The sequence below is a fragment of the Streptomyces sp. NPDC043876 genome, assembly GCF_056435825.1.
The window spans coordinates 1-21,004 of the sequence record NZ_JBWKDV010000026.1 but is presented as its reverse complement, the minus strand read 5'-3'; the positions used below and the strand labels follow the sequence as shown (position 1 = coordinate 21,004).

The window sequence follows — 21,004 nt, the reverse complement described above, 5'->3', positions numbered from 1 at the left end:
CCATAGCGTCACCGCCCACCACCATCCGTCGCATGCTCCAACAGCCGAACGTACGGGTCGAGATCGTCCCACTCGCGAGGCGGGCTGGGGCCGCGCCTGTGGACACAGGCCGCAGTGTGGATAACCCAGGCGGGACGGGCCGCCGGGCAGGCCATGTACGCAGGGACTATGGGCGGGGCAGGCTGCCTCAGTCTGGCCGCCGTAGGCCACGGTTTTGTGCCGGGGACGGTTGACGGCCTTCTGGATTGAAATCGATAATCCGCTTTGCCGGAATCGGCGGAAGTGGTTCAAAACGGCGCTCTTGCCGAGTAGCGTTGCAGGTCACCGAGCCTGCTCCCCGCACACGCGGGGATGAACCCCGGACGGCGCCGCGCGAGCCGGCTAGCGGATGCTGATCCCCGCACGAGCGGGGATGAACCCTCCTAAGTCTCGGCGATCGCGATCGCCTCAGCCGACGGCTACTCCCTGCAGCTGGTGGGATGGACTGACGGACTCCCCCGTGGCAGCCGGCCGCCCCGTTCCGTCCGGCGCGCGCCCCCGTCAAGGTAAGCGGGTGGGGCCCGTTGCGGTGGCGGGGGTGGCGGCCGGCTGCTGGAGGTGGCGTAGGTGTTCCCGCATGCGGCGGGCTGCCTCCTGGCCTGTGGTCCGGAGTTCGGTGAAGGCCTTGGTCAGGGTGTCGGCCAGACGGAGAGCGTCCTCGGGCGGCAGGGACTTCCACATACGGTCCAATCGTGACGGTCGACGACGTCACGCGCGCCGGGGAGACCACGGCCGTTCGGGGCCGAGTAAGCGGTATGGAGTGCAGGCATACGGGTGGCGCGGGTTCCCTCTGGCCGGTGGGAGCCCGCGCCGTCCGTACGATCGATGCGTTCGGGGCGCGTGCCGCCTATCGGCGGCCTTGGACGCTTTTACCGGCGGCGTGCACGGCTGCGGCGCACCAGCACGAGCGCAAGCAGCGCGGCACCGGCGACGAGGAGCGGGGTGCGGTTGACGCGCGCGGCCGTCGCGGCCTGACCGGCCTTCTCCAGTACGGAGTCGGGGGTCTTCTCCGCCGCGTACTGGCCGGCGCGGGTCGCGCTGTCCCACACCTGCGCGGCGGCCTGGGAGGTCTTGTCCCGCACGGGGTCGGGGGTGTTGTCCCGCACCAGTTGGGCGGCCTGTCCCGCCTTCTCGCGGATCTGATCGGCGATCAGGGAGGCCTTCTCGGCGGTCTGCTGCTTCACGGCTGCGTCTCCTGGGGTGTGGGTCTTGGTGTCGGTCTTGGCGGCCAGGCACTCGGTGTGGCCGAAGTCGTCCCGGGTCCTGGCCGTTTTACTCTGCGCTGGCCGTGGTGTCCTGAATGGGGGCTTCGGCGTTGCGTTTGACGGAGTCGATGCCGTTCAGGCAGGAGCGGTGCGTCTCGTAGTGCTGGCTGGTGGCGATCACCTGGCCGTTGGTGGCGATCAGGACGAAGTGATAGCCCTTCGCGGGCTGGTGACGGACTTCGAAGCGAGCAGCCATGACGGAACCTCCTCATTGAAATGCGCATGTCGGGTCCTCGCGCGTCTACCCCGCCAGAACCTGAACACCCGCCCAGCGAAAGAGCGGCCTGTTCGCCGGCGACACCGCCTCGCCCCGCAGACAGGGGCCGTCACTGACATCGTGCTGTGCACCCTGCCGGTCCGCGCCGAGGGTCTTGTCCGTTGCTTCGTACTGGGACGGACGCTCCAACGTCGCGGACGTGCTGGTGGGCCAACCCGGTACCGCGAGGGTGCCGGGCGCCTTCCGTGACCCCGGTCGGCCCAAAATCGTTGGTGGGCCATGAACAACACCAAGCGGGCACTCGCAGCGTTCGCCCTCGTCGGGGCGGCCCTGGCCATCACCGCACCGGCACACGCCGGAATCGCAGACGGCAGCGGCAACAACCTCGACCTCATCGACCACATCTCAGCCCTGAGCACGAACATCAACAGCGACCCGATCCTCAGCGAGGTCAGGAACGCCAACACCCGCGCAGACGGAAAGGAGAACAACAGCGCCTTCGAGTAGAAGCACATCCGCACCAGCACGACCGGAGCCCGTGACGGCCCAAGCCAGCGGCCCGTACCGGCACCGCCTGACCCGGGCAGCAGCCCGAGGACCAGGCCCTCGGGCTGCTGCCCGGCTGCCGCGACAAGGCGGGGGATCGCCTTGGTCACCCACGACACCCGCACGGATCCGCTGTTGACCCCTGATGTTGCGGGAGGGCCCTGTGCCTGCTGTCCGTCCCACGTTTGGCTGCGTCAGTGACAACTGACTCCAGCGATAGGTCAGTTCTGACTCCGTGCGAAAGCCTCAGGGCCAAGATCTGAATGTGAGAAGTGACCCCACCTTGGACGCGTGAGCGACCAACATCTCGGCTGTTCTGGACATCGATCACCGACTGAAGCGAGGCCACACAGGCGTACAGTCCCCCTTCGGCCACGAGACCTACAAGGAACGCAAAGCGGACGAGTTTGCGATCACCTATCAGGCCGCACGCCACTTCACTGCCACCCTCGTCTGGACACGTTCTCTGACAGTGGGCTGTTCACGAGTGGCTCTGAGCAGTGCTGACAGAGACCGCCCGCAGATCGCTTCCCGTTTGCCGTGTGATCGTTGCGCGGTCCTGGGTGAATGTCGTCGACCGCCTGTCCTACTGTGATCATCGTGCTTGGGAATCCGTGGTTCGAGATAGATGACCTTGACGATGACTTCGGCTTCGATGAGGTCGAGCTCGCCTTCGCGACAGCTCTCCGCGAGCAGGCCAAGTCATGGGATGTCCCTTATGCCCACAACTGGGTCGGTCGCCCCGAGGACGATTCATCACTCTTGGCCTTCGTGGGGCTGAGCGATAAGCACCGCAGGGTGTCGCTGATCGATATCGGTGTGCACCTGTTTGGTTCCAGCGTCCGCGGTGATCGCCTCCACAATCAGCTCTACTTCCTCCCGGACCAGCCGACCAGCCTGGCGATGGAGGCGGTCGGGTCACCGCAGGAACTCGCTGAGCGCACTGCCACATGGTTCGAGAGCCTCTTGCGGAAACCGATTGTGCGCCACGAATGGGAGCACAGCGGCCAGGTCTACGCGAGCAGCTACTTGTTCGCGGACACCGGGGAGGGGCTGGGCCAGAGCTATAACCAGACGCTGGCTCCGTCGGGGCAAGCAGAGGCCCTGATCAATGCTGGCCACGTACAGGGCCGGGGTTGGATCCAAACCAGCGGGCTCGGCCGGCCCGACCGTATCGTCAACATCAGAGGTGAGGCCACTGCCTAAGCGTGCAGGCCAGACAGTGAAGAGAAAGCGATTCAGTCGTAGAAGAAGAGCTCAAGGTCCTCGATGGACCCCGGCCCGGTGAGGAAGCCCTCGGCCTTCGCGATCTCCTCTTCAGGTGGCAGTTCGCCCTTCAAGAGCTGCTGCATCCAGATCTCTCCTTGCTCGCCGACTGTGTAGATGCCAGACAACAGCTCGGCCATGCCTGCGGGGTGCGGTGGGTGGACTCCGGCGACCGGTTGGAGTATCCACCCGCCTGACCGGGCAGCGAGCCGCAGCACCCCGGCCCAGTTCGCAATCCTCCCGATGCGTACGTGCCACGAGTCCTCGGTGAACGGGGCCACCCGCCCACCACGGAGAGGGTTTGTGGCGGCCCCGATGTCCTTGATCACTTGCCGTTCTACGGCGTCACGGACCCAGCGCCCTTCCTGCGCTTCTTCGATGGCGGCCTCCCACCACTTCCACCCACCGTCGAGTCGGTTCGCGAACGTATCCATGCGGCCAGGATTCCATGCGCTATGCCGCAAGCCTTCAGGGGGCGCCGATCAATTGATCAGCTCATCGAAGATAGAGGCTCTAGCCCTGTGGCCTGGACAGACGTCAGCTTGTGACAGCCGCAGCCGCTTCGGCGCGGGCCCGCGTGACGGCCAGACGGTAGGAGTCTGTCCCGGTCTCGATGAGCTGTGTGTCCAGGTCGTAGAAACGATAGGGTCCGCTCGATAGTTCGAAGCCTTCCGGTCTACCGGAAGGCTTCTCGCGTTCTCAAGGGAGGATCAGATGGCAGACTTCGCTGTCCGTAGAGCGGGCGCCGAGGACGGCGACGTCCTGGAACGACTCTGGCCGCTTTTTCTGCACGACCCGTCGGAGTTCTGGGGCGTCCTGCCGAACCCGGACGGAACATACCGCCGCGAGTGGCTAGAGTCGGCGATCGGCGATCCCACCTGGTCGGCTTACCTCATATGGTCTGGTGACCGGCCGGTCGGCTTTGCGTTCGTACGCGCGCTGGACAGCTATGCGCGCGTGCTGAACAGCTTCTTCGTGGTGCGTGGGGCACGCCGATCGGGCGTCGGGTTGCGAGCAGTGCAGGCCGTCCTGGCCGCGCACCCTGGCCGATGGGAGATCGCATTTCAGGAGGAGAACGCGGGCGCGGCACGATTCTGGCGTCACGTCGCTTCCGAAGTCGCGGGCGAGGCCTGGACCGAGGAGCGGCGACCGGTGCCTGGGAAGCCCGAGCTGCTGGGGAACACATGGGTTGCATTCGATGCGCGGTAGTCCTCCCGCGTTAGTTAGTGAAGGGGCGTTCGTCAGGCCGGCTGGTCATCGAGGTAGAGGTAGCAGGCACAGTCCATGCAATCTTGGGAGCTGCCGACAGGTGGGCCGGCGGGCAGGAGGTTGTCCTCGTACTTGCCTCGACTGGCGAGGTAGAGGGCGAAGCCCCAGGTGTGCGGGACGCTGGTGAAGCGCAGCGGCAGACCTGATCGCCCACGGCGAGACCGTCGTCGAGGACGCCGAAGACCAGTCGACCCCGGCGTGGATGGACTGGTTCAGCCCGGTCAGTCTGGCCGCGTTCAAGGGAAACGTGCAACTGACCGCTGGGCACCTGCCTCAAGCCCGCGAGACGCTGCTCCACGTGCTGGACGGGCTCCCGGCGGACGCCGACAAGCAGCGCACGGTCATTCTGGGAGACCTCGGTGCGGTCGAGGCCGCCGCCGGGCGCCCCCAGGAGGCGGCCCGGTACGCCCTCCGAGCGGTGGAGTTGCTGGAAGCGCACTGGTACGCAACCGGCCTGGAGCGGGTCCGCGAGGTGCGGCGCGCACTCGGCCCATCTGGCGAGTCTGCGGTAGCGGATGAGGGTGCAGGCGATGCTGGTGAAGGCCAGGAAGTGGTCGGCTTCGCGCAGGCGCCAGGCGGGGCCTCAGCCGGTCACCGCCTGCTCCCCGAGCCGTGACGCGCCGCTCAGAGGCGCATACCGAGGCCGGCGTCGCGCGCGAAGGTGATGAGAGCCTTGCGGTCAACGGCTCCCAGCTTGATCCTGGCGTCCAGGATCCTGTTGGCTACGGTCTGTTTCGCGATTCCGAGCACGTCGGCGATCTCCTGGTTGGACGGTGTTTCCGGGGTGGCCGCGAGATGGACGACCTCGCGTTCCGCAGGGGTGAGATCGGGTAGGGCCGACCGGCGATCGGTGGAGTGGGCAGCGTCGAACAGTCGGCGCATGCGGTCGGTGCCGACGTTGAAGACCGACGCGCCGGAGGCGACGATGAGGATGATCAGCGCCAGTTGGTCCTCGTCCCTGTCGGCCTTCCGCAGGTACCCGCACGCGCCGGCCCGCATGGCGGCCGACACGAGGGGGTCCTCGTCCCAGTCGGAGTGCACGAGCACCTTGGTCGTCGGGTGCATCCGGGCGATCTCCCTGGTCGCCGAGATTCCCGCGTCGTCGGCGACCGGCTGCCCGTCGGCTTCGGGCATGCGCACATCCATGACCACCACGTCGGGACGGAGTTCCGCCACCTGTCGCATGGCCTCCTGGCGGTTGCTTGCGACACCGACCACCTGGATGCGCGGGTGCGTTTCCAGGAGCATGCGCAGGGCGAGGCGTGCGAGCGGCTGATCGTCGGCGACCACGACGCGTACTTTCCGCGGAGTGCCTGGGCCGGGTTCGTCATCGTGGTGGTCCACTGCTGTTCCCTTCGGCATTCACTCTTTCGGCCTTCGCTGGAGCATTCACCGTCCCGGTCATGCCGGCAGTGTTCGTGGGAGGCGGACGACCACCTCGGTTCCGCCCTCCTGCCGTGACCGGACCTCGCAGGTGCCGCCGATCTCGGCGGCGCGCTCGCGCATGGAACCGAGACCGACCCCTGGCCGCAAGGGTTCCGGCAGGCCACGACCGTTGTCGATGACCGTCACCGTCAGGGCATCGCCTCCCACTTCCAGGCGCACGAGACAGCGGCTTGCCCGCGCGTGGCGCAGCGCGTTGGTGAGGGCCTCCACCACAATCCAGTAGGCGGCCTCCTCCACTGCCGCCGGCAGTTCAGGGAAGTCGTCCGGCAGATCCGCGTCCGTCGGCAGCGGGAAGCGTTCCAAGTAGGCCCGGACCGCGTCCGGCAGTCCGATCGCGTCGACCGGGGATCGGAGCCCTGCCGAGACGCGCCGGACCCCATCGACGCCCTCGTGGGCGCGCAGGAGGGCGGCGGTCAGCAGTTCTGCCGTCTTCGCGGGATCGGTGTGCAGCCACTTGCGGGCGGCTTGCAGGCCCCAGACCACCTCGCTCAGGGCCGAGTTGACGCCGTCGTGGAGTTCGCGTCCGAGGCGGCGTCGCTCCTGCGCACGCGTCGCGATCAACTGCTGCCTTGAGTGCAGTAGCGCCAGCGTCAGCCGTACGCCGACCGCGGCCTGCGCGGTGTGCCGGGCCACGTCCGCCAGCAGCCGCAGATCTCCTGCTGAGAACGGCTCTCCGGGAGCCCGGGCCCCCAGCACCAGAACACCGACCTCCTCGCCCTGATGAACGAGCACGATCCGCAGAACGTCGCGCACTTCGGTTCCGTAGCGAGCTGTCGGCAGCGCGGGACCGTCCGCCCCGGTGCTGCGCAGCTCCACCGCCGCATACGGAAGGCGGAGCGCCTCGGCTACCGTCGCCGCGGCCTGTGGCAGTACATGTTCCGGCCCGGTTGTCGCCTCCAGCCGCTGCCCCAGTTCGGCCAGTACGGCGTAGGGATCATCGCGCAGCCCGTAGATCATGCGGCTGACGATGCGCTGGAGGAGCCCCTGCAAAGGTTGCAGGGCAGCGGCCACGGCGGCAGTGGCCAACAGGGCAACGGTTCCGGTGAACGAATTCTGCAGCGTGAGTTCGAGGAGGCTCACGACCCCTGCGTAGACCCCCGCCAGACAGGCGGTCAGCACCGCGTAGAGCAGCGACCGGCTCAGCACCCGGTCGATGTCGAACAGCCCGTATCGCACGATTGCCACGCCGATGGCCGCGCTCAGCAGCACACTTGCCAGGTCGACCGAGATCGTTCCCAGTGCCCCGCTGTGGAAAGGCGCGGTGAGGAGCACCATGACGACGCTCACCAGCATGGCGAAGGCCACCCACTTGATCTGCTGGCGTGCCACTGCGTCGCTGATGGCCACCCGTCGGAGCAGCGAGGCAGTCGCCAGCACGAACGGACACGCGACGAGAACGAGCGACACCATCCCTTCGTTCTGACCCGCGAACGCCATCAGTGGGCTACCGACGGGATTGGGCACCGTGGGGAAGTAGTCACGGTCGATCGGGCCCGGTGACAAGGCTGCGCACGGCACTACGAGTACTGCGGAGGCACCGGTGAACCAGGCGGTGAACCGCCACCGCGGGGTGGGCAGCCGACCGTCCGGGAAGAGGAGCAGCAGGAAGAAGACCGGGAAGATGTACACGGCGAAAGCCCAGTTCGACACCCACGCAGCAAGCACTCCCCCCACCAGGCCCCGAGGGATTGCGTACAGGCCGTAGGCATGCGCCAGACCATCGAGAGTCGCCCCGAACCCGGACAGCAGCAACAGCCACCCCGCGGGGTTACGTGGTCGGCGTGCGGCCACGACCGCGCCCGGTAGGGCGAACGCGATGAACGACACCTGTTCCGCCAGTGCGATCACCCACGGATGCCAGTCTGGCCGCGCTTCCGACCGCGTGAGTGCCACCAGCGCGATCGACAGGCCCGCCAATGCCGTGATGAGCACCCACGCCCCCCAGGCGAGCCGTGCGTACCGCCGCCTCCGCCTGTTTCCGTTGTCCGACTGTCCGCGCATGACCGGCCCCCAGATGTCGATTACGCTCTGCGCAGCAACCATTGACGATCTGTAATACCGGAAACAAGGGAAAGTGCTCCCGGAAAGGGCCGGGAGCGGGCAGGTGCCCGGTCCCGGGTTGGAGTGGTTGACCGCGGCAGCGGGCCCCGCGCCGCGACGGGGCTACGTATCCCCTCGTAGACGTCGGGCAATCTCGATGTCGTCCTGTAGCGCGCTCAGGCGGGGATACGGCCTACGGGTGGGATCCAGAACGCAGACGTGCAGCCTGTCGCCCGCCTGGGGCGGGGCCACGCTCTCGTCCCACCACGATGGATGCTTCACCAGATCGATGACCGCGAAGACGCCGCGCCGTCCGTCCACTTCGACCTTCGAGCCGACGGGGGCGACAGCGACGATGGTCACGTCCAATTGCTGGTTTTCACGGAACACGAAATCGGGCCTCAAAAGGGTCGGCTCCCAGCCGACACGGTGTCAGGGGCCAGCCCTCGCAGTGCCTGCGGTCCACCAGTACCCCCAGTCCCCCCGGGTCCCCGCAGTGGCTCAGAGACCATGATCGCGGTCGTCGTGGTGGCTGTCGCCGTCGCCGTCGCGGTAGTGGTCGTGGAGGCGCTGGTCCAGGTCGCTCACCCAGCCCTGGGCCCAGGCGCGCAGCTCGGCTGTCTCGTGCTCGGTCAGGCCGTACGCCGCGAACTCCTCGTCGTCCGCCCAGTCCGCCCCGGCGAGGCGGTCGCGGAGGTCCTGGAGGCGGAACTCGTCGCGGCCGTGCCGCTCGCCGAGGCGTTCGAGGTCGCTGAGGGTGCGGTGGCGGGAGGCCGCGTGGACGTCGATGAAGTCGCGGACGGCCCCGCGGTCCGCCAGGGCGCGGACCTTCGTACCGATGACGGAGTCGAAGGCGAGGACGGGTCCGTACTCGGTCAGGGCCGGAGGGTTCCAGAAGTGCTCTTTGAGGACGTCGACCTCGCACTCCTCGCCGTTCTCGGGATCCACCACCATGAGCCGGGCGGACAAGGGGTCGACGGCGATCACGCGCACCTGCCAGCCGCGTGCCGTCAGGCCCTGGTGGAGACCGGCGGTGATCTCCGTCATCGGGGCCGGGTTCTCGGTCGCCACGTCGAGGTCCTGGCTCAGGCGCTCGACGAGGCCGTGGGCCTGGACGGCGTATCCACCGGTGATCACCAGGGGGTACGGCGCACCGATGTCGATCACCGCGGCCAGAAGGCGGCGGTGCAGGTCGCTCAGGTTCATGCGGCGGTGGTCCGCGCCGCGGCGAGTTCGGGGAACGCGTCTTCCCAGACCTCCCGCAGGCGCCTGCTGACCAGCGTGCGCAGGACGGGCCACTGCGCGAGGAGGAGCTCGCGGTTCAGCAGGGCCTTGAGGTCCTCGCGCTGGCCCTCGGCCAGCACGGTGCGGTAGAGGCCCATGCGCAGGCGGGGGCGGTCCAGGTCGTAGGAGCGCAGCCCGGACCAGGCGACGTGCAGCGGCAGCTGGACGATGCCGTGGCGGGGGCCTGCGAGTTCCTCCAGCGAGGCCGGCAGTCGGTCCGCGTACCGGGCGTGGAGCACCTCGGCCGCCGAGGGCGCCGTGCTGCTGGAGGAGGACATGACCATGAACCCGATTATCCCGCGTCCCGCGCGTCTCCGGTACCGCAGACGCGCACAGCGCCCTGCGGATTGCACTGACGTCCCGCCTGTGGTCCACCGCGTGTACGACGATCGGCGGCGGCTCGGTACGTACGGTGCGGTGCCGGGGCGGGGCGGCGGGCGGGTTGTGCCGGTCGTGCCGTGGTGGGAATGAGTGGTGCTGCTGGTCACTGTGCGGCCGGGCTGCGGGGGCTGCTGAGCCGCGTGATTACGAGGTCAGGGGCCGGGAGGTGTGTGTGGGGCTTGGCCTGAGTGATGCTCGATCTCGGCCATTGTCCGTGATCCGAGTGCGGGCCTCTGTACGGGCCTGCTGCGCCCTGCGCTTCGCTCCGGTACTCGCCTCGTGGGGCGGGCCCGGGTGGGGCGGGTCACGGGTGGAATGCGGCCGCTGCTGGAGACAAGCGGCACGGTGGCTGATGTGGTGGGTGGTGCGGAGTAGCTCCCGTGCGTCGGATACCGCGTGCGGCGAGGGACTGGGCGCGCCTTCTGTGGATGCTGTGGGTGTGCCGGGAGATGGGGGGTTCTCGGGTGGGAAGCGGAGGTGGCAGCGCCACATGATCTTGCCCTGCCGTATAAATTTCCCGATTTCCCGGTTTCAGCGATAGTGGTTCAGAACTGGCTGCTGCCGATCTAAAGTGGCTGCCCAGCAAGACTGCTCCCCGCACACGCGGGGATGACCCCGCCCGTGCGCGCTGAACCGTCCGGCACGTCACCTGCTCCCCGCACACGCGGGGATGGACCCGACAACATCCGCCCCGTGAAGCCGGATCGGTACTGCTTCCCGCACCTGCGGGGGCGACTCCCAGAATTCTCAGTGCCGGGCCACCTCACGGTGGGCCGCAGCGCTCCTGGCCCGCCCCGCAGGCCAGGCCCAGTGCCGAGGTGGGCCACGTTCAGGTCAACGACCCGGGCCTTGTTCGTTCCTGACGGCCGGCGCCGACGCCCGGGCGGACGCCGACGGCCCGGCCGCGCACGCCACCCGTAGGTGGCGCTGCTGCCGGGCCGTCAGTCACTCACGTGGTCTCACTTGCCGTGCAGACCCCTGCGGCGGCGTCCGCGCAGCACCAGTGCGACTCCGGCGGCGATGACCAGCAGGCCACCGACGGCGCTGTACGTGACGGCGTTGCTGGTCCCGGTGACAGCCAGGCCGCCGGGCGTGTTGCTCGGGGTCGGCTGGCCGACGCGGGCGCCGGTCTGCCCCTGCGCGCGGGTGCCGGTCGTACCGGAGGCAACCGGCGTGGTGGCGGTCGGCGTGGGGACGGGCGTCGGCTTGTTGGCGCCGGCGGTTCCCGGTGCGGGCTTCAGCTGGAGGGTCGTGATCGAGTACGGCGGCAGCGTCTGTGCGGCTGCCGTGCCCCGCTCCGCCGTTGTGAGGGCGGTGGCTCCCGTGGCGTACGAGACGGTCGTGACCGCCCCGGCGGCCGGGGTGAATCCGGCGTACGAGAGCGACACCTGCGCCGCGTTCTGCGGGTTCTTGTTGATCAGCATGACGTTCAGAGCGCCGTTGGCGGCGCGCACCGCGTGCACGGCGACCGACGGGTCGCCCGAGGACGACTTGACCATGGTGTCGCCGGGCTGCGCCAGTGCGGTCAGCGAGCGGATGCCCCAGTAGGTGGGGAAGGGGGTGTCGCGCGGCGGCTGGCACGTGCCTCCGGCGCAGGTTCCGGCGGAGAGCACGCCTCCGTCCTGGTAGTCGGTCTGGCCGTAGACGGTGGTGGGGGCCTGGTCCGTCCCGTTGTGCAGGTTCCACCAGTCCACGTGGGTGGCGCCGTGTTCGAACCAGCTCATGTAGGTGTCGGGGGCGAACAGGGCGGCGGCCTGGCTGGTCAGGGCGGGCGAGCCGACGCCGTCGGTCTCGGTGACCGCGATCTCCACCGAGGCGGCGCGCGAGCCCGCGTACGTGGTGATCAGCGAGCGCAGGGAGGAGGTGACGCCGGCGATCCGGGAGGGCGTGTTCAGCAGGTCGCCCGTGGTCGTGCCGCCCGGATACCAGTGGACGATGACGAAGTCGATCGAGCCCGCCGCGATGGAGAGCACCGTGTTGTTCCAGTCGGCGCTGTCACCGGGGGCCTTCTCCTTGTCCGGCCAGTAGCCGGGGGTGGTGAGCACCGCTCCGATCTTCACCTTCGGGTCCACGGCCTTCATCGCCTTCGCGTAGGCGACCAGGTTCTTCGCGTACGCGGTGGGGCTCTTGTCGGCGTGCGTGTCGGTTTCCCAGCCCTTGCCGTTGCCGTAGTGCCCGTTGCCGTAGACCTCGTTGCCGATCTCCCAGTACTTCACGCCGTAGCCTTTGTCGACGTTGGCGTACTTGACCCAGTCGGCGGCTTCCTGGGGGGTGCCGGAGCCGTAGTTCGCGGTCAGGATCGGCTGGGCGCCGACCGTCTTCGCGGTGGCCATGAAGTGGTCGAAGTCGGTGTTGGAGGGGATCCAGCCCTTGCCGTCGCCGGAGGTGTGGGTCTTCCAGTGGTACTCGTCCGCGCCGGAGCCGCCGGGATAGCGCAGTTGCCGGACTCCCGCGCCCTTCATCAGCGAGGTGACCTTGGCGTCCCCCATGTGCTCGTCGCCGAAGCCCGTGTTGAGGCCGACGCCGCTGCTGGGCACCGTGCCCAGGGACGCGCCGGCGTTCACACTGATGTCGACGGTCGGCGCGGCGCCCGCGCTGGGCGCCAGGGTGCCGAGGCCGACCGAGGCGGCGAGCACCGCCACCGCCCCCGCGACGAAGCGCCGGCCCATCCGGCTACGGCGAGGGGTGCGACCGCAGGGCATCGGCTGCTCGGCGGATCTCGGGTCGTCTGGTGACACGTGGGGCTCCGTTCGGGTGCTGGCGCGGAGGGCGTGGCGCCGCTGATCACGGCTCGCCCTCGTCGGTACATCCCTCAGTGGCCACTCGGAGTGGAAAGGTTGCCGTCTCAATTACTTTTCGCCGAGAGCCGGTCGGACCCTCTTGCCGGACCCGGCGACCCGGGGACCCGGCGAGCCAGTGACGCGCTGTCGCCTGCGGTTCCCGGCCCCGGGAAGGTGCGGCTCACTGTGGCCTTACCAACTCCCTTGCAGGGAACTACCTTTGAGCCATGGCACTCGGCATCCCGACCCGCTGGCGGACGTGGTGTTACCCGTGACCGCCGGATGGCGGCTGATGTTCGTGCCCAACCGGGCCCGCGCGCTGGCCGGCGCGCTCGGCGGGGGCATCGTGGTCCCGCCAGTGGTCGCATCCCCCATCCTGCTGCCCGTTCTATTGGCCGCCGTGGGCTCGGGGAGCTCATTCCTCTGGGGCAGCTTCTGGTTCCTCCTGGCGCTCACGGTCCTCGCAATGATCCCGGCCGCGGTGGCCCTGATGCACCTCACGCTCTCCACGACGGTGCGGTGGGTCGAGCTGCGCCCCCTGGGAACTACGCCGCAGGTCGTGATCGCCCGTTTTCTGCGTTCGTCGACCATGGCGATGGCCGATCTGCAGCGGGTCGTCGTCTTCGAGCGACTCAGTCTGGGGAAGCGAACGTCGCTCAAGGTAGTGCTGCATACCCGCGGCGAGAAGGTGGAGTGCGAACCGGCGACATCCGCACCGATGGCTCGAGTCGACGCACAGGCGCTGACCCGCTGGCTGACCGAGCAACTCGGCCAGGGCCAGGTGGCGGTGGAGCATCAGACGGAGGTCAAGCGAGACTTCGTGCGTCCGGACGGGTGGTGGACCCCGGCCCGCACCGCCAAGGTGTGGGGGGTACCCGTCAGCGAGGTCGACCGCATAGCGACCCAGCGTGGCGTCGAAACCTACGGGTACACGCCCCGGTCAGCCGCGATGTACAGCCCCGGCACTTCGGTCACCGTCTACGACCCGGCCCGGGCCTACGAGGTCGCCGAAGAACTGACTGCAATCCACGTGCGTGCCCGTGCCCCATGCTCGCCCCGTGTCAGCGAGCTGCGATCTTCCGTCGGGCCGCATCCCAGACCTCCTCGAATTCTTGGGAGGTCAGCTGATCGGCTTCGTAACCCTCCCACTGAGACACCGGGACTTCGGCGGTGGCCCCGAACCTCCTCTCGTACTCACTCAGACCGCCTGCCTGCTCGGCGCGTTGCCACTCATCCACGGAGGCAGCCACGCGTGGTGTCGACTCAGGACCGTGGAGTTCAACTTGCCGGGTCACCCAGCCGTCGGCGTCGACCTCGAAGTAGAACCACGTGGCTTCCTCATCCCAGTAGCAGCGCATCCACGTCGTCACCGGTCAGCATGCCTCTGTGATAGGGAAATGCGACGGTGCACGAGGTCGACATCCATGATCTTCACCTTGAGAGCGGCGCCGACCTCGACAGCACCCCCGGGTGGTTCCTCGAGCTCGCTGGTACGCACGAGCCCTTGGAAGCCGTCCTCCCGGTCTTCGATGCGGACCAGGACACCGAACGGCATGATTTTGATGACCGGTCCGGTAACCACCTCGCCGATCCGCTGCGCCACCTGCGGCCACGGGTCCTCCTGTACCGCTCGGAGCGACAGCGGTACCCGTTCCCAGACCATGTCGACGTCGAGGACTTCGGCGGTGATCTCCTGGCCGATGCTGACGACATCGGACGGATGGTTGAAGGGACGCCAGGACAGCTCCGGGACGTTGATCATCGCGGTGAAGCCACCGATGTCCACGAAGGTGACGCCGAAGCTGGCGATGGTCTTCACCGTGCCCGTGACGACCTGGCCGCGGCGCAGGGTCTTCAGGAACGCCCAGTCCCGGTCGCTGGGCGTCGGCTCGGTCTGCCAGCGAGCGCGCAGGACACCGTCGCTGTCCGGCAGTACAGCTGTGAACAGGGGGCGGTCTTCACCGGCATACATGGAGACAACGCCGGCAGCACGCGCGGCGGCGAGCTGGGAGGTCACTACCCCGAACTGCGTCTCGTCCGCGACCGCGCTCTTGATCTGTCCTTCCTTGTCCTCCCAGACGACCTCCACCAAGCCTTCGTCGGGCAGAGCGGCCACGGCCGTGTAGACGTCGGTGAGCAGGTCCGGCCAGACCGCCAGCTGGGAGCGTGGGGCCAACTGCGAGCGCACGCTCTCGATGGTGTCGAAGGTCAGGCGGTGCCACCGGGAGGCACTGACGGCGAAACCCTCCTCCAGGAACACGGCACGGTGAGCGCTGACGGTCCAGCGCAGGCGGTCCCAGAATTCATCGTCGGCCGGACGCTGTACGTACGCAGGATCGTCGGGGGCGAAGTCGTACGGCGAGCTCTCCAGGCGTTCCGGGAACAGCCCGAGCGCTCGGATGCGGGTCAGCGCCGCTTCGCAGGGCCGACTGCTGCCGAGGTAGAGGTACTGGTCCCAGCCCACGTGCACGGTGAATGCTCCCTCCACCTCCAGACGGCACCAGGCGCCGTTGTCGCGGAGCATGGCCCGGACCAGTTCCAGGCCGACACCGATCGGCACCAGCACGCCGTCGTGAAACCCGGCGGGGCCAGCGGGAAAGAGGCTGGCCAGGCCGTAACCGTCGGCCGGTGGTTCCAGGCCGAAGTGGCCGAAGCCGCCGAGCTGCGGCTCGCGAATCGTCAGCTGGTCGATACCGGCACCCTCGGCGAAGGCGGCCACGGCCTGCAAGTATGCGGCTTCGACCGGCCCGTGGTCGCTGGTCGCGGGCTCAGTGCCGGTGTAGCGCCGGTAACCGTCGCGGTCGGCCGGGTCGTACTTCGTGACCTGATAGACGTATGGCAGCACGTCACTTCCTGCTGGAGGTCGAAGGCGCGGATGTGCTCGGGCGGCGTTCGGGCACGCGGTAGACGATGACGCGACTGACGGAGAGGGCTGCTCCCCCTGGAGACGGCTCTTGATCCACGCCACATCCACCACCGCGCGCCGTCAGCCCTTGCGCATCCGCCACCCCGTCCACAGCCGCTCCCCACCGCATGTCTGCCGACCAAGCACTCTCGCGCACTTTATCGCGCACGCTGGCGAAACAGGGCGGGATGCTTGCCGACTGCAGTCGGCCGCCGCCCGCACGTTCCGCTCCCCGCACCCACGCGCCGTACGGGCCGGCGCCCGCAGCAGCGGTGGCCGATGTTGCTTGGATCGTTCTGCCGCGCCCGATGACCTCTCTGACGGCGCCGACACCCGTTCCGGCCAAGCTCGGACCACAACGGCCATTGATCGCCGCCGGGTTCTCAACCGTCTCCTCCCGCCCTACCCTGCGGGCATGGGCATGGGCATGGGCATGGATGCCGGTCCGCCGTCGCGCGACGCCGTCGCGGAGTTCGTCGGGCGTGGCTGGGTCGCCGGCGCCGTGCGGCGGTGGGTCTCGACCGAGTCGGGTTATCTGTTCATCACCGGGGATCCAGGCGCCGGCAAGTCCGCCGTCGTGCAGCACCTGTGGGGCGACGCGCCGGTCGCGGGCACAGCGGTAGCGGTGTACCGGTGCCGCGCGGCCAGCCGGAGCAGCTGCGACCCGGTGCGCTTCGCCGAGTCCCTCGCCGAGCAGTTCAGCGCGACCGTGCCCGGGTTCGCCGAAGCGCTGGAACGGGTGGCGCGGGAGCGGTCCGGGCATGCCGGGGAATTGCGCATCGAAGGCACGGCCAGCGCCGGTACGGTCCATCCGGACGCGAGCGTGATCGGGGTGCGGGTCACCTTCTCCCACGTCACCGCGGACGAGGCCTTCGAACAGCTGGTGTGCCGACCGCTGGAGCTCCTCGCCCCGGCGCAGCGGCCGGTGGCCGTCGTTGACGCCCTGGACGAAGCGCTCACCTACCGGGGCCACCGTACGATCGCCGAGCTCGTCCTCGGCGGCACCGACCGGATCCCGCTGCGGTTCGTGCTCACCTCCCGCCACGACCCGCGTGTCACGGACGCCCTGCACACCCTGCCCGACGCCGTCGTGGTCGACCTCGTGGACGACGCACCGGACCCCGATGCCGACCTCCTGGCCTACGCCCGTGCGCGGCTCAGCGGTACGGGGCTTCCCGGACCCAAGCAGGAGACGCTGGCCCGAGCCCTGGCCTTGCGCGGAGCGGGCAATTATCTCTACGTGGGCTTCGTCACCGAGGAGCTGATATCCGACATCCGGCAGGGCTTCGAACCGGACGACGCCTGGACGCTCCCGCGCGGGCTCGACGATGCCTTCCGGCAGTCACTGCGCCGTGAGATCCGTCCGGTCGGCAGCGTGAAAGCCGAGGAACGCTGGCGCACCGTATTCCGCCCTGTCTTCGCCCTGCTCGTCGCCGCCCGCGAGGACGGGTTCGCCGCCGGCCGACTGGCGGACCTGCTCGACCGTACGGAGCAGGAGGTGCTCGACGCCGTCCGCGTCCTCGGTCAGTACCTTCAGGGCGGCGGTCCGCGCGGTCCGTGGACGCTCTTTCACCGGGCGTTCGCGGAGTTCCTGCTCGCGGGGAACGATCCTTACGTCGACGCGGGCGAGGGCCATCGGCGCATCGCCGACCACGCCTTCGACACGTGGGAGGACGACTGGCGCGGCTGCGACGACCCGTACCTGCTGCGGCACCTCCCGGACCACCTGAAGACCGCCCTCGAATCCGCAGCGGGCGGCCCGACCCGAAGCCGCCGAACGCTCCAGGACCGCCTCTACGCGCTGGCCACGTCCCCTGGTTACCTCGCCGCGCAGCGCGCCGATGCGCCCGACCGCGAGCCGCACCTGGACACGCTCGCCCTCGCGCTGGAGGCCTCCCTGGCCGCCCATGCCCACGCCCGGGCCGCCGGGCTGGCCCTCGACCTGGTGTGGGGCCGCCGGGAGGCCGACGTCATGACCCCCGTCCAGGCCGCCCTGCGGTTCGGCGCGGCGGCCGGGATCGCCAAGGCCCGTACCTATCCGCAGGACACCGCGCTGCTGTGGCTGCTGATGATCTTGGCCGCCCTGGGGTCCCGCTCCCCCGGCGAGGTCCCGGCCGCCCTGCACGAGGTCGCCTCCGGCGGGTTCGGTGAGACGGGCGCCGACTGGTCCGCGGCCGCCGCCGCGCTGCTGGCCCCGGTGGTCCCCCGGTTCACCAGGGAGGAGTTCGCCCCCGTCCTGGACGTCGCGGGCGACGTGCTGCTGGGCCACCTCGCGGCGTTCCTCTTGGAGGAAGCCGGACCGGAACCGGCTGTGGAACCCGCCCTGCGCATCCGCGAACCCGTCGCGCGGGCCCGTACGGTCACCGAAATCCTCACCCGGGCGGCGCTGGCGACGTTCACGGCATCGGCATCGCCGTCAGAACGGGCGAACCCGGGCCTGCTCGACCGGCTGGGAAACGCGATGGCGGCAGCCCACGTCCCGGCCGACGGCAGTTCCTTGAGCTCACTGACGGTCGAGCCGGACGTCGACGAATCCGTTCTGCTGGTGCATGCCGCTCGGGGCGACCTGGAAACGTACATGCCCCCACGCGCCGACCGGCCGGGGCGCGGCGGGAGCGCGCCGGCCCCCGGTGCCGTCCTGCTGGCCCGGACCGTGCAGGCCGCGCGGCGCGGCCCGGACGGCGTCGCCCTGGCGCGCGCGGCGGGAGAAGCGGCCTTGGCCGAGCACCCCGGGGACCTTCAGGTCCTGCTGCACCACACCACCGTCATGGCCCACATCGGTGATCCCCAGGCCCCGGCGCTGCTCGATGCCCTCGTGGAGGCCTCCCACACCGTGGACGACGACCTGTACGCCGGGCACGTCGACGCCTTCCACGGCCTGTGCAACGTCGGCCTGCGGCTCGCCGTCGTACGCGTCCTGGCCGCGGCCGGGCAGAGACACCGCGCGCGGCAGGAAGCCGACCGGCTGCGCGCGCACCACCGCGCCGAACACGTACGGGCCCTGGCGTGGTTGTCCCGAGCCGAGACCCGGCCCGGCCACCGCAAGGCCCTGGCCGACGCCGCCCGCGAGCGAGCCGACCGGATCCCGAACGACCTGTGCGCTCAAGCCGCCCTGGTCCTCGCCGACACGGACCGCGAACGCCTGGCGGCAGCCGTGGCCCGTACGGTGGTCCGCGGCCCGCGCGGGACCGAGGCGGTCGGGCCGGCACGGGCGGCGCTGGCCTGGGCGGCGCACGTACGCGGCGACCAGGAGCGCGCGAAGGTCCTCGGTGCGGAAGCCGTCGATTGGTTCAGGAGACTGCCTCAGGAGAAGCGGCGGCGGCAGGACGCCGACCGGCTCGTGAAGAACCTGCTGCGCGCCCGGCTGCCCGACCAGGCCGTCGCGGTGACTCGCACGCCGACCGGGCGCGACGAAGCCAGCGGCTTGATGTATCTGGGCGACGTACGCCACGTGCTGGCGGCCCACGGCGAGTTCGCGGAGCTGGCGCTGTTGCGGGAGGCAGAGGTACGGGCCCCCGCTCCCGGTGGGAGGACGCGCGGGGCATCCCCGTACGAGCAGGCCCTTGCGACGAGCGTCCTGCGAGCCGGCGACGACCGGCGGGCGTTCGAGGACGCCTGCGCGGTGCTGCGCGACACCGTGAAGGGGATCCTCGGGCGACTCGCGCAGTGGCCTGAGGACACGTGGCTCCACCTCGGCAAGGACGAGGAAGGGGCGGTCTGGTGCCTGCTCCAGGCCACCCGGCTCGCATGGCCCGGAGCCGCCAGGGCAGCGTCCGTAGAACTCCAGAAGGCCCACACCCGGGCAGTGTTCGACGGCAACCCCTTCCTCTTCACCGGCCGACACCCGCGCGAGGTGGAGAACCGTGACGAGTTCGACGTCATGCTGCGCCGCAGGATCCAGACCGCGGCCGGACTGGCCGAGGCCTTCCACGAGATCGGCGATGACGGGCAGGCCGGGTCCGCGCTGGTCCGCGCCATAGACAGCGCCGGAGAGATCGAAGGATCCGAACAGCGGACCCGGGCGTTCACCGAACTGGCCGCTACGGCGGCGCGCCTGGGCCGGTACGCGGACCTGGGGCTCCTGTGGCGCGAAGCCGCCCGTACCCACGGCACCTCCCTCGGCGAGGTGGCCGAGACCCTCGTCGTGACCGTGCTGCGCGGCGGCCCGGACGCCGCCGAGGCACGCCGGTCCCTGGAGGAGATCCTGGGCTCGCCGGCTCTGGCCGACCTCGATTACGTAGACCTGATCGCGGCGCTCGCGGTCCTCGTCCCGGGACCCGAGGTGGAAGCGCTGCTGCTGGCCGCGCCGGTCGGCCCCGGCCGCTGAGACGCCAGGGACGAGGCGGGTTGGCTGCGCTCAGACCAGGTCGCTCCGAAGGTCGACGCCGATCGCCTGGCCACCCACCTCGACGGTGTCGGCACGCACCGTGCCCTCGATGTCCCCGGCGGAGGCGCTGCGGGCGCGGACCCCCGCCACGTAGCCGCGGACCTCCTGCACCACCACCCCACCGCGGACCCGGACCCCGTCCGGCCGCGGCTCCCCGCGGAACACGATGGGCGCGCCGTAGACCGCCTCCAGCGTGCGGCGCAGCCCGTCCACGAGCGCGAGGACCTCGGAGTCCCGCGGATCGACGAGGTCCACGCCCTGCCCGTACTCCCCCAGGTCGCGGCGGAGCATGCGCAGCTCGGGCTCGAGTGCGGCGACCGTGTCCAGGTCGGCGACGAGTGCCCGGGACGACGCCTCGAACAGCTCCGGGGGCAGGGCCGCGGTGGCCGCGCGCCGCTCGCGGTAGTTCCGCAGGACCTCACCCGCCTGCTCGTACAGGAACTTGACCCCCTCGTTCAGCGCCACGGCCGTGATGCCTGCCAACGTGATCGGATCCACGGTGTCGTCTCCTCGTATCGAGTCGCACCATTCTGAAGCGGCCGGGCATCCGGACACCAGGCGGACACCGGCCGCACCCACGGCGCCCATTGCCCATTGCCCGGACACGGGACGGGGCCGGGACCACCAGTGATGGTCCCGGCCCCGTCGCGTAAGGGCGTGAAGGTCAGTGCTTGAAGGTGTCCTTGACCTTCTCCTTGGCCTGACGGGCATCGCCCGCAGCCTGCTCGGCCCGACCCTCGGCGGTCAGCCGCTCGTTACCCGTGACGCGACCGGCGGTCTCCTTGAGCTTGCCCTTGGCCTGCTCACCCATCGCCTTGGTCTTCTGCTCACCAGACACAGCTGATCACTCCCTGTTCGTAGAAAAGCGTTACGAGACCCCGTATGACCGGTGGAGAGCATCTCAAACGAGACTCTGCAATTCCGTGTCGTGTTCGGGCCATTGGCGGTGGCTGGTGTTTCGACCGGGATGGCCGTCGATCAGTGGAGGTGAGCAGGTTCCCTGCTGCGTCACGACAACCATCCCGGCTGCCTCACGGATACCCCCGCTCCCCGATTTCAGGGCCAGAGGACATACAGAAACGGCGGTGGGGGGGGGGGGGGGGGGGGGGGGGGGGGGGGGGGGGGGGGGGGGGGGGGGGGGGGGGGGGGGGGGGGGGGGGGGGGGGGGGGGGGGGGGGG

Annotated in this window: 19 protein-coding genes; 5 read left to right on the top strand and 14 right to left on the bottom strand. The window is 69.6% G+C overall.

Annotation, left to right across the window (positions count from 1 at the left end):
* Positions 1 to 540: 540 nt before the first annotated feature.
* The 3 genes from AC0693_RS37960 to AC0693_RS37950 form a co-directional block, all read right to left on the bottom strand.
* Complete coding sequence (locus AC0693_RS37960) at positions 541 to 720, bottom strand: hypothetical protein (protein WP_478804495.1); 180 nt, start codon at positions 718 to 720, stop codon at positions 541 to 543.
* Positions 721 to 908: 188 nt separating this feature from the next.
* Positions 909 to 1,223 carry a hypothetical protein gene (locus tag AC0693_RS37955; protein WP_478804494.1) on the bottom strand — a complete coding sequence of 105 codons (315 nt, stop codon included), beginning with the start codon at positions 1,221 to 1,223 and terminating at the stop codon, positions 909 to 911.
* Positions 1,224 to 1,311: 88 nt separating this feature from the next.
* Positions 1,312 to 1,500, bottom strand: coding sequence for a YegP family protein (locus AC0693_RS37950; RefSeq protein ID WP_478804493.1), 189 nt, complete (start codon positions 1,498 to 1,500; stop codon positions 1,312 to 1,314).
* 300 nt (positions 1,501 to 1,800) lie between these two features.
* Between AC0693_RS37950 and AC0693_RS37945 the strand changes: the two genes are divergently transcribed.
* Positions 1,801 to 2,028, top strand: coding sequence for a hypothetical protein (locus AC0693_RS37945; RefSeq protein ID WP_478804492.1), 228 nt, complete (start codon positions 1,801 to 1,803; stop codon positions 2,026 to 2,028).
* Positions 2,029 to 2,658: 630 nt separating this feature from the next.
* Positions 2,659 to 3,273, top strand: coding sequence for a hypothetical protein (locus AC0693_RS37940; RefSeq protein ID WP_478804491.1), 615 nt, complete (start codon positions 2,659 to 2,661; stop codon positions 3,271 to 3,273).
* A 32-nt stretch (positions 3,274 to 3,305) separates the two neighbouring features.
* Here AC0693_RS37940 and AC0693_RS37935 read toward each other — a convergent pair whose 3' ends face one another.
* A complete protein-coding gene (locus AC0693_RS37935; protein WP_478804490.1) occupies positions 3,306 to 3,767 on the bottom strand; it encodes a hypothetical protein in 462 nt (153 codons plus the stop codon).
* Between the two features lie 280 nt (positions 3,768 to 4,047).
* Here AC0693_RS37935 and AC0693_RS37930 point away from each other — a divergent pair, with 280 nt between their 5' ends.
* Positions 4,048 to 4,542 (top strand): GNAT family N-acetyltransferase, encoded by a 495-nt coding sequence (locus AC0693_RS37930; protein ID WP_478804489.1) that lies wholly within the window; start codon positions 4,048 to 4,050, stop codon positions 4,540 to 4,542.
* Positions 4,543 to 4,804: 262 nt separating this feature from the next.
* Positions 4,805 to 5,218, top strand: coding sequence for a hypothetical protein (locus AC0693_RS37925; RefSeq protein ID WP_478804488.1), 414 nt, complete (start codon positions 4,805 to 4,807; stop codon positions 5,216 to 5,218).
* Positions 5,219 to 5,226: 8 nt separating this feature from the next.
* Here AC0693_RS37925 and AC0693_RS37920 read toward each other — a convergent pair whose 3' ends face one another.
* From AC0693_RS37920 to AC0693_RS37885, 8 genes are all read right to left on the bottom strand, one after another.
* Entirely contained in the window at positions 5,227 to 5,892 is a 666-nt protein-coding gene (locus tag AC0693_RS37920) for a response regulator (RefSeq protein WP_478804487.1), read from the bottom strand.
* Between the two features lie 111 nt (positions 5,893 to 6,003).
* Positions 6,004 to 7,980, bottom strand: a complete 1,977-nt coding sequence (locus AC0693_RS37915) for a sensor histidine kinase (RefSeq protein WP_478804486.1) — start codon at positions 7,978 to 7,980, stop codon at positions 6,004 to 6,006.
* A 231-nt stretch (positions 7,981 to 8,211) separates the two neighbouring features.
* A complete protein-coding gene (locus AC0693_RS37910) occupies positions 8,212 to 8,451 on the bottom strand; it encodes a hypothetical protein (RefSeq protein ID WP_478804485.1) in 240 nt (79 codons plus the stop codon).
* Between the two features lie 138 nt (positions 8,452 to 8,589).
* A complete protein-coding gene (locus AC0693_RS37905; RefSeq protein WP_478804484.1) occupies positions 8,590 to 9,294 on the bottom strand; it encodes a nucleotidyl transferase AbiEii/AbiGii toxin family protein in 705 nt (234 codons plus the stop codon).
* Positions 9,291 to 9,656, bottom strand: coding sequence for a hypothetical protein (locus tag AC0693_RS37900; protein ID WP_478804483.1), 366 nt, complete (start codon positions 9,654 to 9,656; stop codon positions 9,291 to 9,293). Before AC0693_RS37900 ends, AC0693_RS37905 begins: the two co-directional genes overlap by 4 nt.
* Before the next feature lie 1,056 nt (positions 9,657 to 10,712).
* Complete coding sequence (locus tag AC0693_RS37895) at positions 10,713 to 12,422, bottom strand: LPXTG cell wall anchor domain-containing protein (RefSeq protein ID WP_478804482.1); 1,710 nt, start codon at positions 12,420 to 12,422, stop codon at positions 10,713 to 10,715.
* Between the two features lie 1,172 nt (positions 12,423 to 13,594).
* On the bottom strand, positions 13,595 to 13,891 hold the full coding sequence (locus AC0693_RS37890; RefSeq protein WP_478804505.1) for a hypothetical protein: 297 nt from the start codon (positions 13,889 to 13,891) through the stop codon (positions 13,595 to 13,597).
* 8 nt (positions 13,892 to 13,899) lie between these two features.
* Entirely contained in the window at positions 13,900 to 15,252 is a 1,353-nt protein-coding gene (locus tag AC0693_RS37885) for a S1 RNA-binding domain-containing protein (RefSeq protein ID WP_478804481.1), read from the bottom strand.
* 601 nt (positions 15,253 to 15,853) lie between these two features.
* Between AC0693_RS37885 and AC0693_RS37880 the strand changes: the two genes are divergently transcribed.
* Positions 15,854 to 19,765, top strand: a complete 3,912-nt coding sequence (locus tag AC0693_RS37880; RefSeq protein WP_478804480.1) for a P-loop domain-containing protein — start codon at positions 15,854 to 15,856, stop codon at positions 19,763 to 19,765.
* Between the two features lie 30 nt (positions 19,766 to 19,795).
* Here AC0693_RS37880 and AC0693_RS37875 read toward each other — a convergent pair whose 3' ends face one another.
* Positions 19,796 to 20,323: a hypothetical protein gene (locus AC0693_RS37875; protein ID WP_478804479.1), complete on the bottom strand. Its 528-nt coding sequence runs from the start codon at positions 20,321 to 20,323 to the stop codon at positions 19,796 to 19,798.
* Between the two features lie 166 nt (positions 20,324 to 20,489).
* Entirely contained in the window at positions 20,490 to 20,663 is a 174-nt protein-coding gene (locus AC0693_RS37870; RefSeq protein ID WP_478738485.1) for a CsbD family protein, read from the bottom strand.
* Between the last annotated feature and the right edge of the window lie 341 nt (positions 20,664 to 21,004).

Excerpts from the sequence above, each read along its gene's own strand:
- AC0693_RS37895 (WP_478804482.1), bottom strand. The coding sequence starts at position 12,422 with ATGGGCCGGCGCTTCGTCGCGGGGGCGGTGGCGGTGCTCGCCGCCTCG.
- AC0693_RS37960 (WP_478804495.1), bottom strand. The coding sequence starts at position 720 with ATGTGGAAGTCCCTGCCGCCCGAGGACGCTCTCCGTCTGGCCGACACC.
- AC0693_RS37890 (WP_478804505.1), bottom strand. The coding sequence starts at position 13,891 with ATGCGCTGCTACTGGGATGAGGAAGCCACGTGGTTCTACTTCGAGGTC.
- AC0693_RS37930 (WP_478804489.1), top strand. The coding sequence starts at position 4,048 with ATGGCAGACTTCGCTGTCCGTAGAGCGGGCGCCGAGGACGGCGACGTC.
- AC0693_RS37935 (WP_478804490.1), bottom strand. The coding sequence starts at position 3,767 with ATGGATACGTTCGCGAACCGACTCGACGGTGGGTGGAAGTGGTGGGAG.
- AC0693_RS37945 (WP_478804492.1), top strand. The coding sequence starts at position 1,801 with ATGAACAACACCAAGCGGGCACTCGCAGCGTTCGCCCTCGTCGGGGCG.
- AC0693_RS37925 (WP_478804488.1), top strand. The coding sequence starts at position 4,805 with ATGGACTGGTTCAGCCCGGTCAGTCTGGCCGCGTTCAAGGGAAACGTG.
- AC0693_RS37900 (WP_478804483.1), bottom strand. The coding sequence starts at position 9,656 with ATGGTCATGTCCTCCTCCAGCAGCACGGCGCCCTCGGCGGCCGAGGTG.
- AC0693_RS37905 (WP_478804484.1), bottom strand. The coding sequence starts at position 9,294 with ATGAACCTGAGCGACCTGCACCGCCGCCTTCTGGCCGCGGTGATCGAC.
- AC0693_RS37950 (WP_478804493.1), bottom strand. The coding sequence starts at position 1,500 with ATGGCTGCTCGCTTCGAAGTCCGTCACCAGCCCGCGAAGGGCTATCAC.
- AC0693_RS37880 (WP_478804480.1), top strand. The coding sequence starts at position 15,854 with ATGGGCATGGGCATGGGCATGGATGCCGGTCCGCCGTCGCGCGACGCC.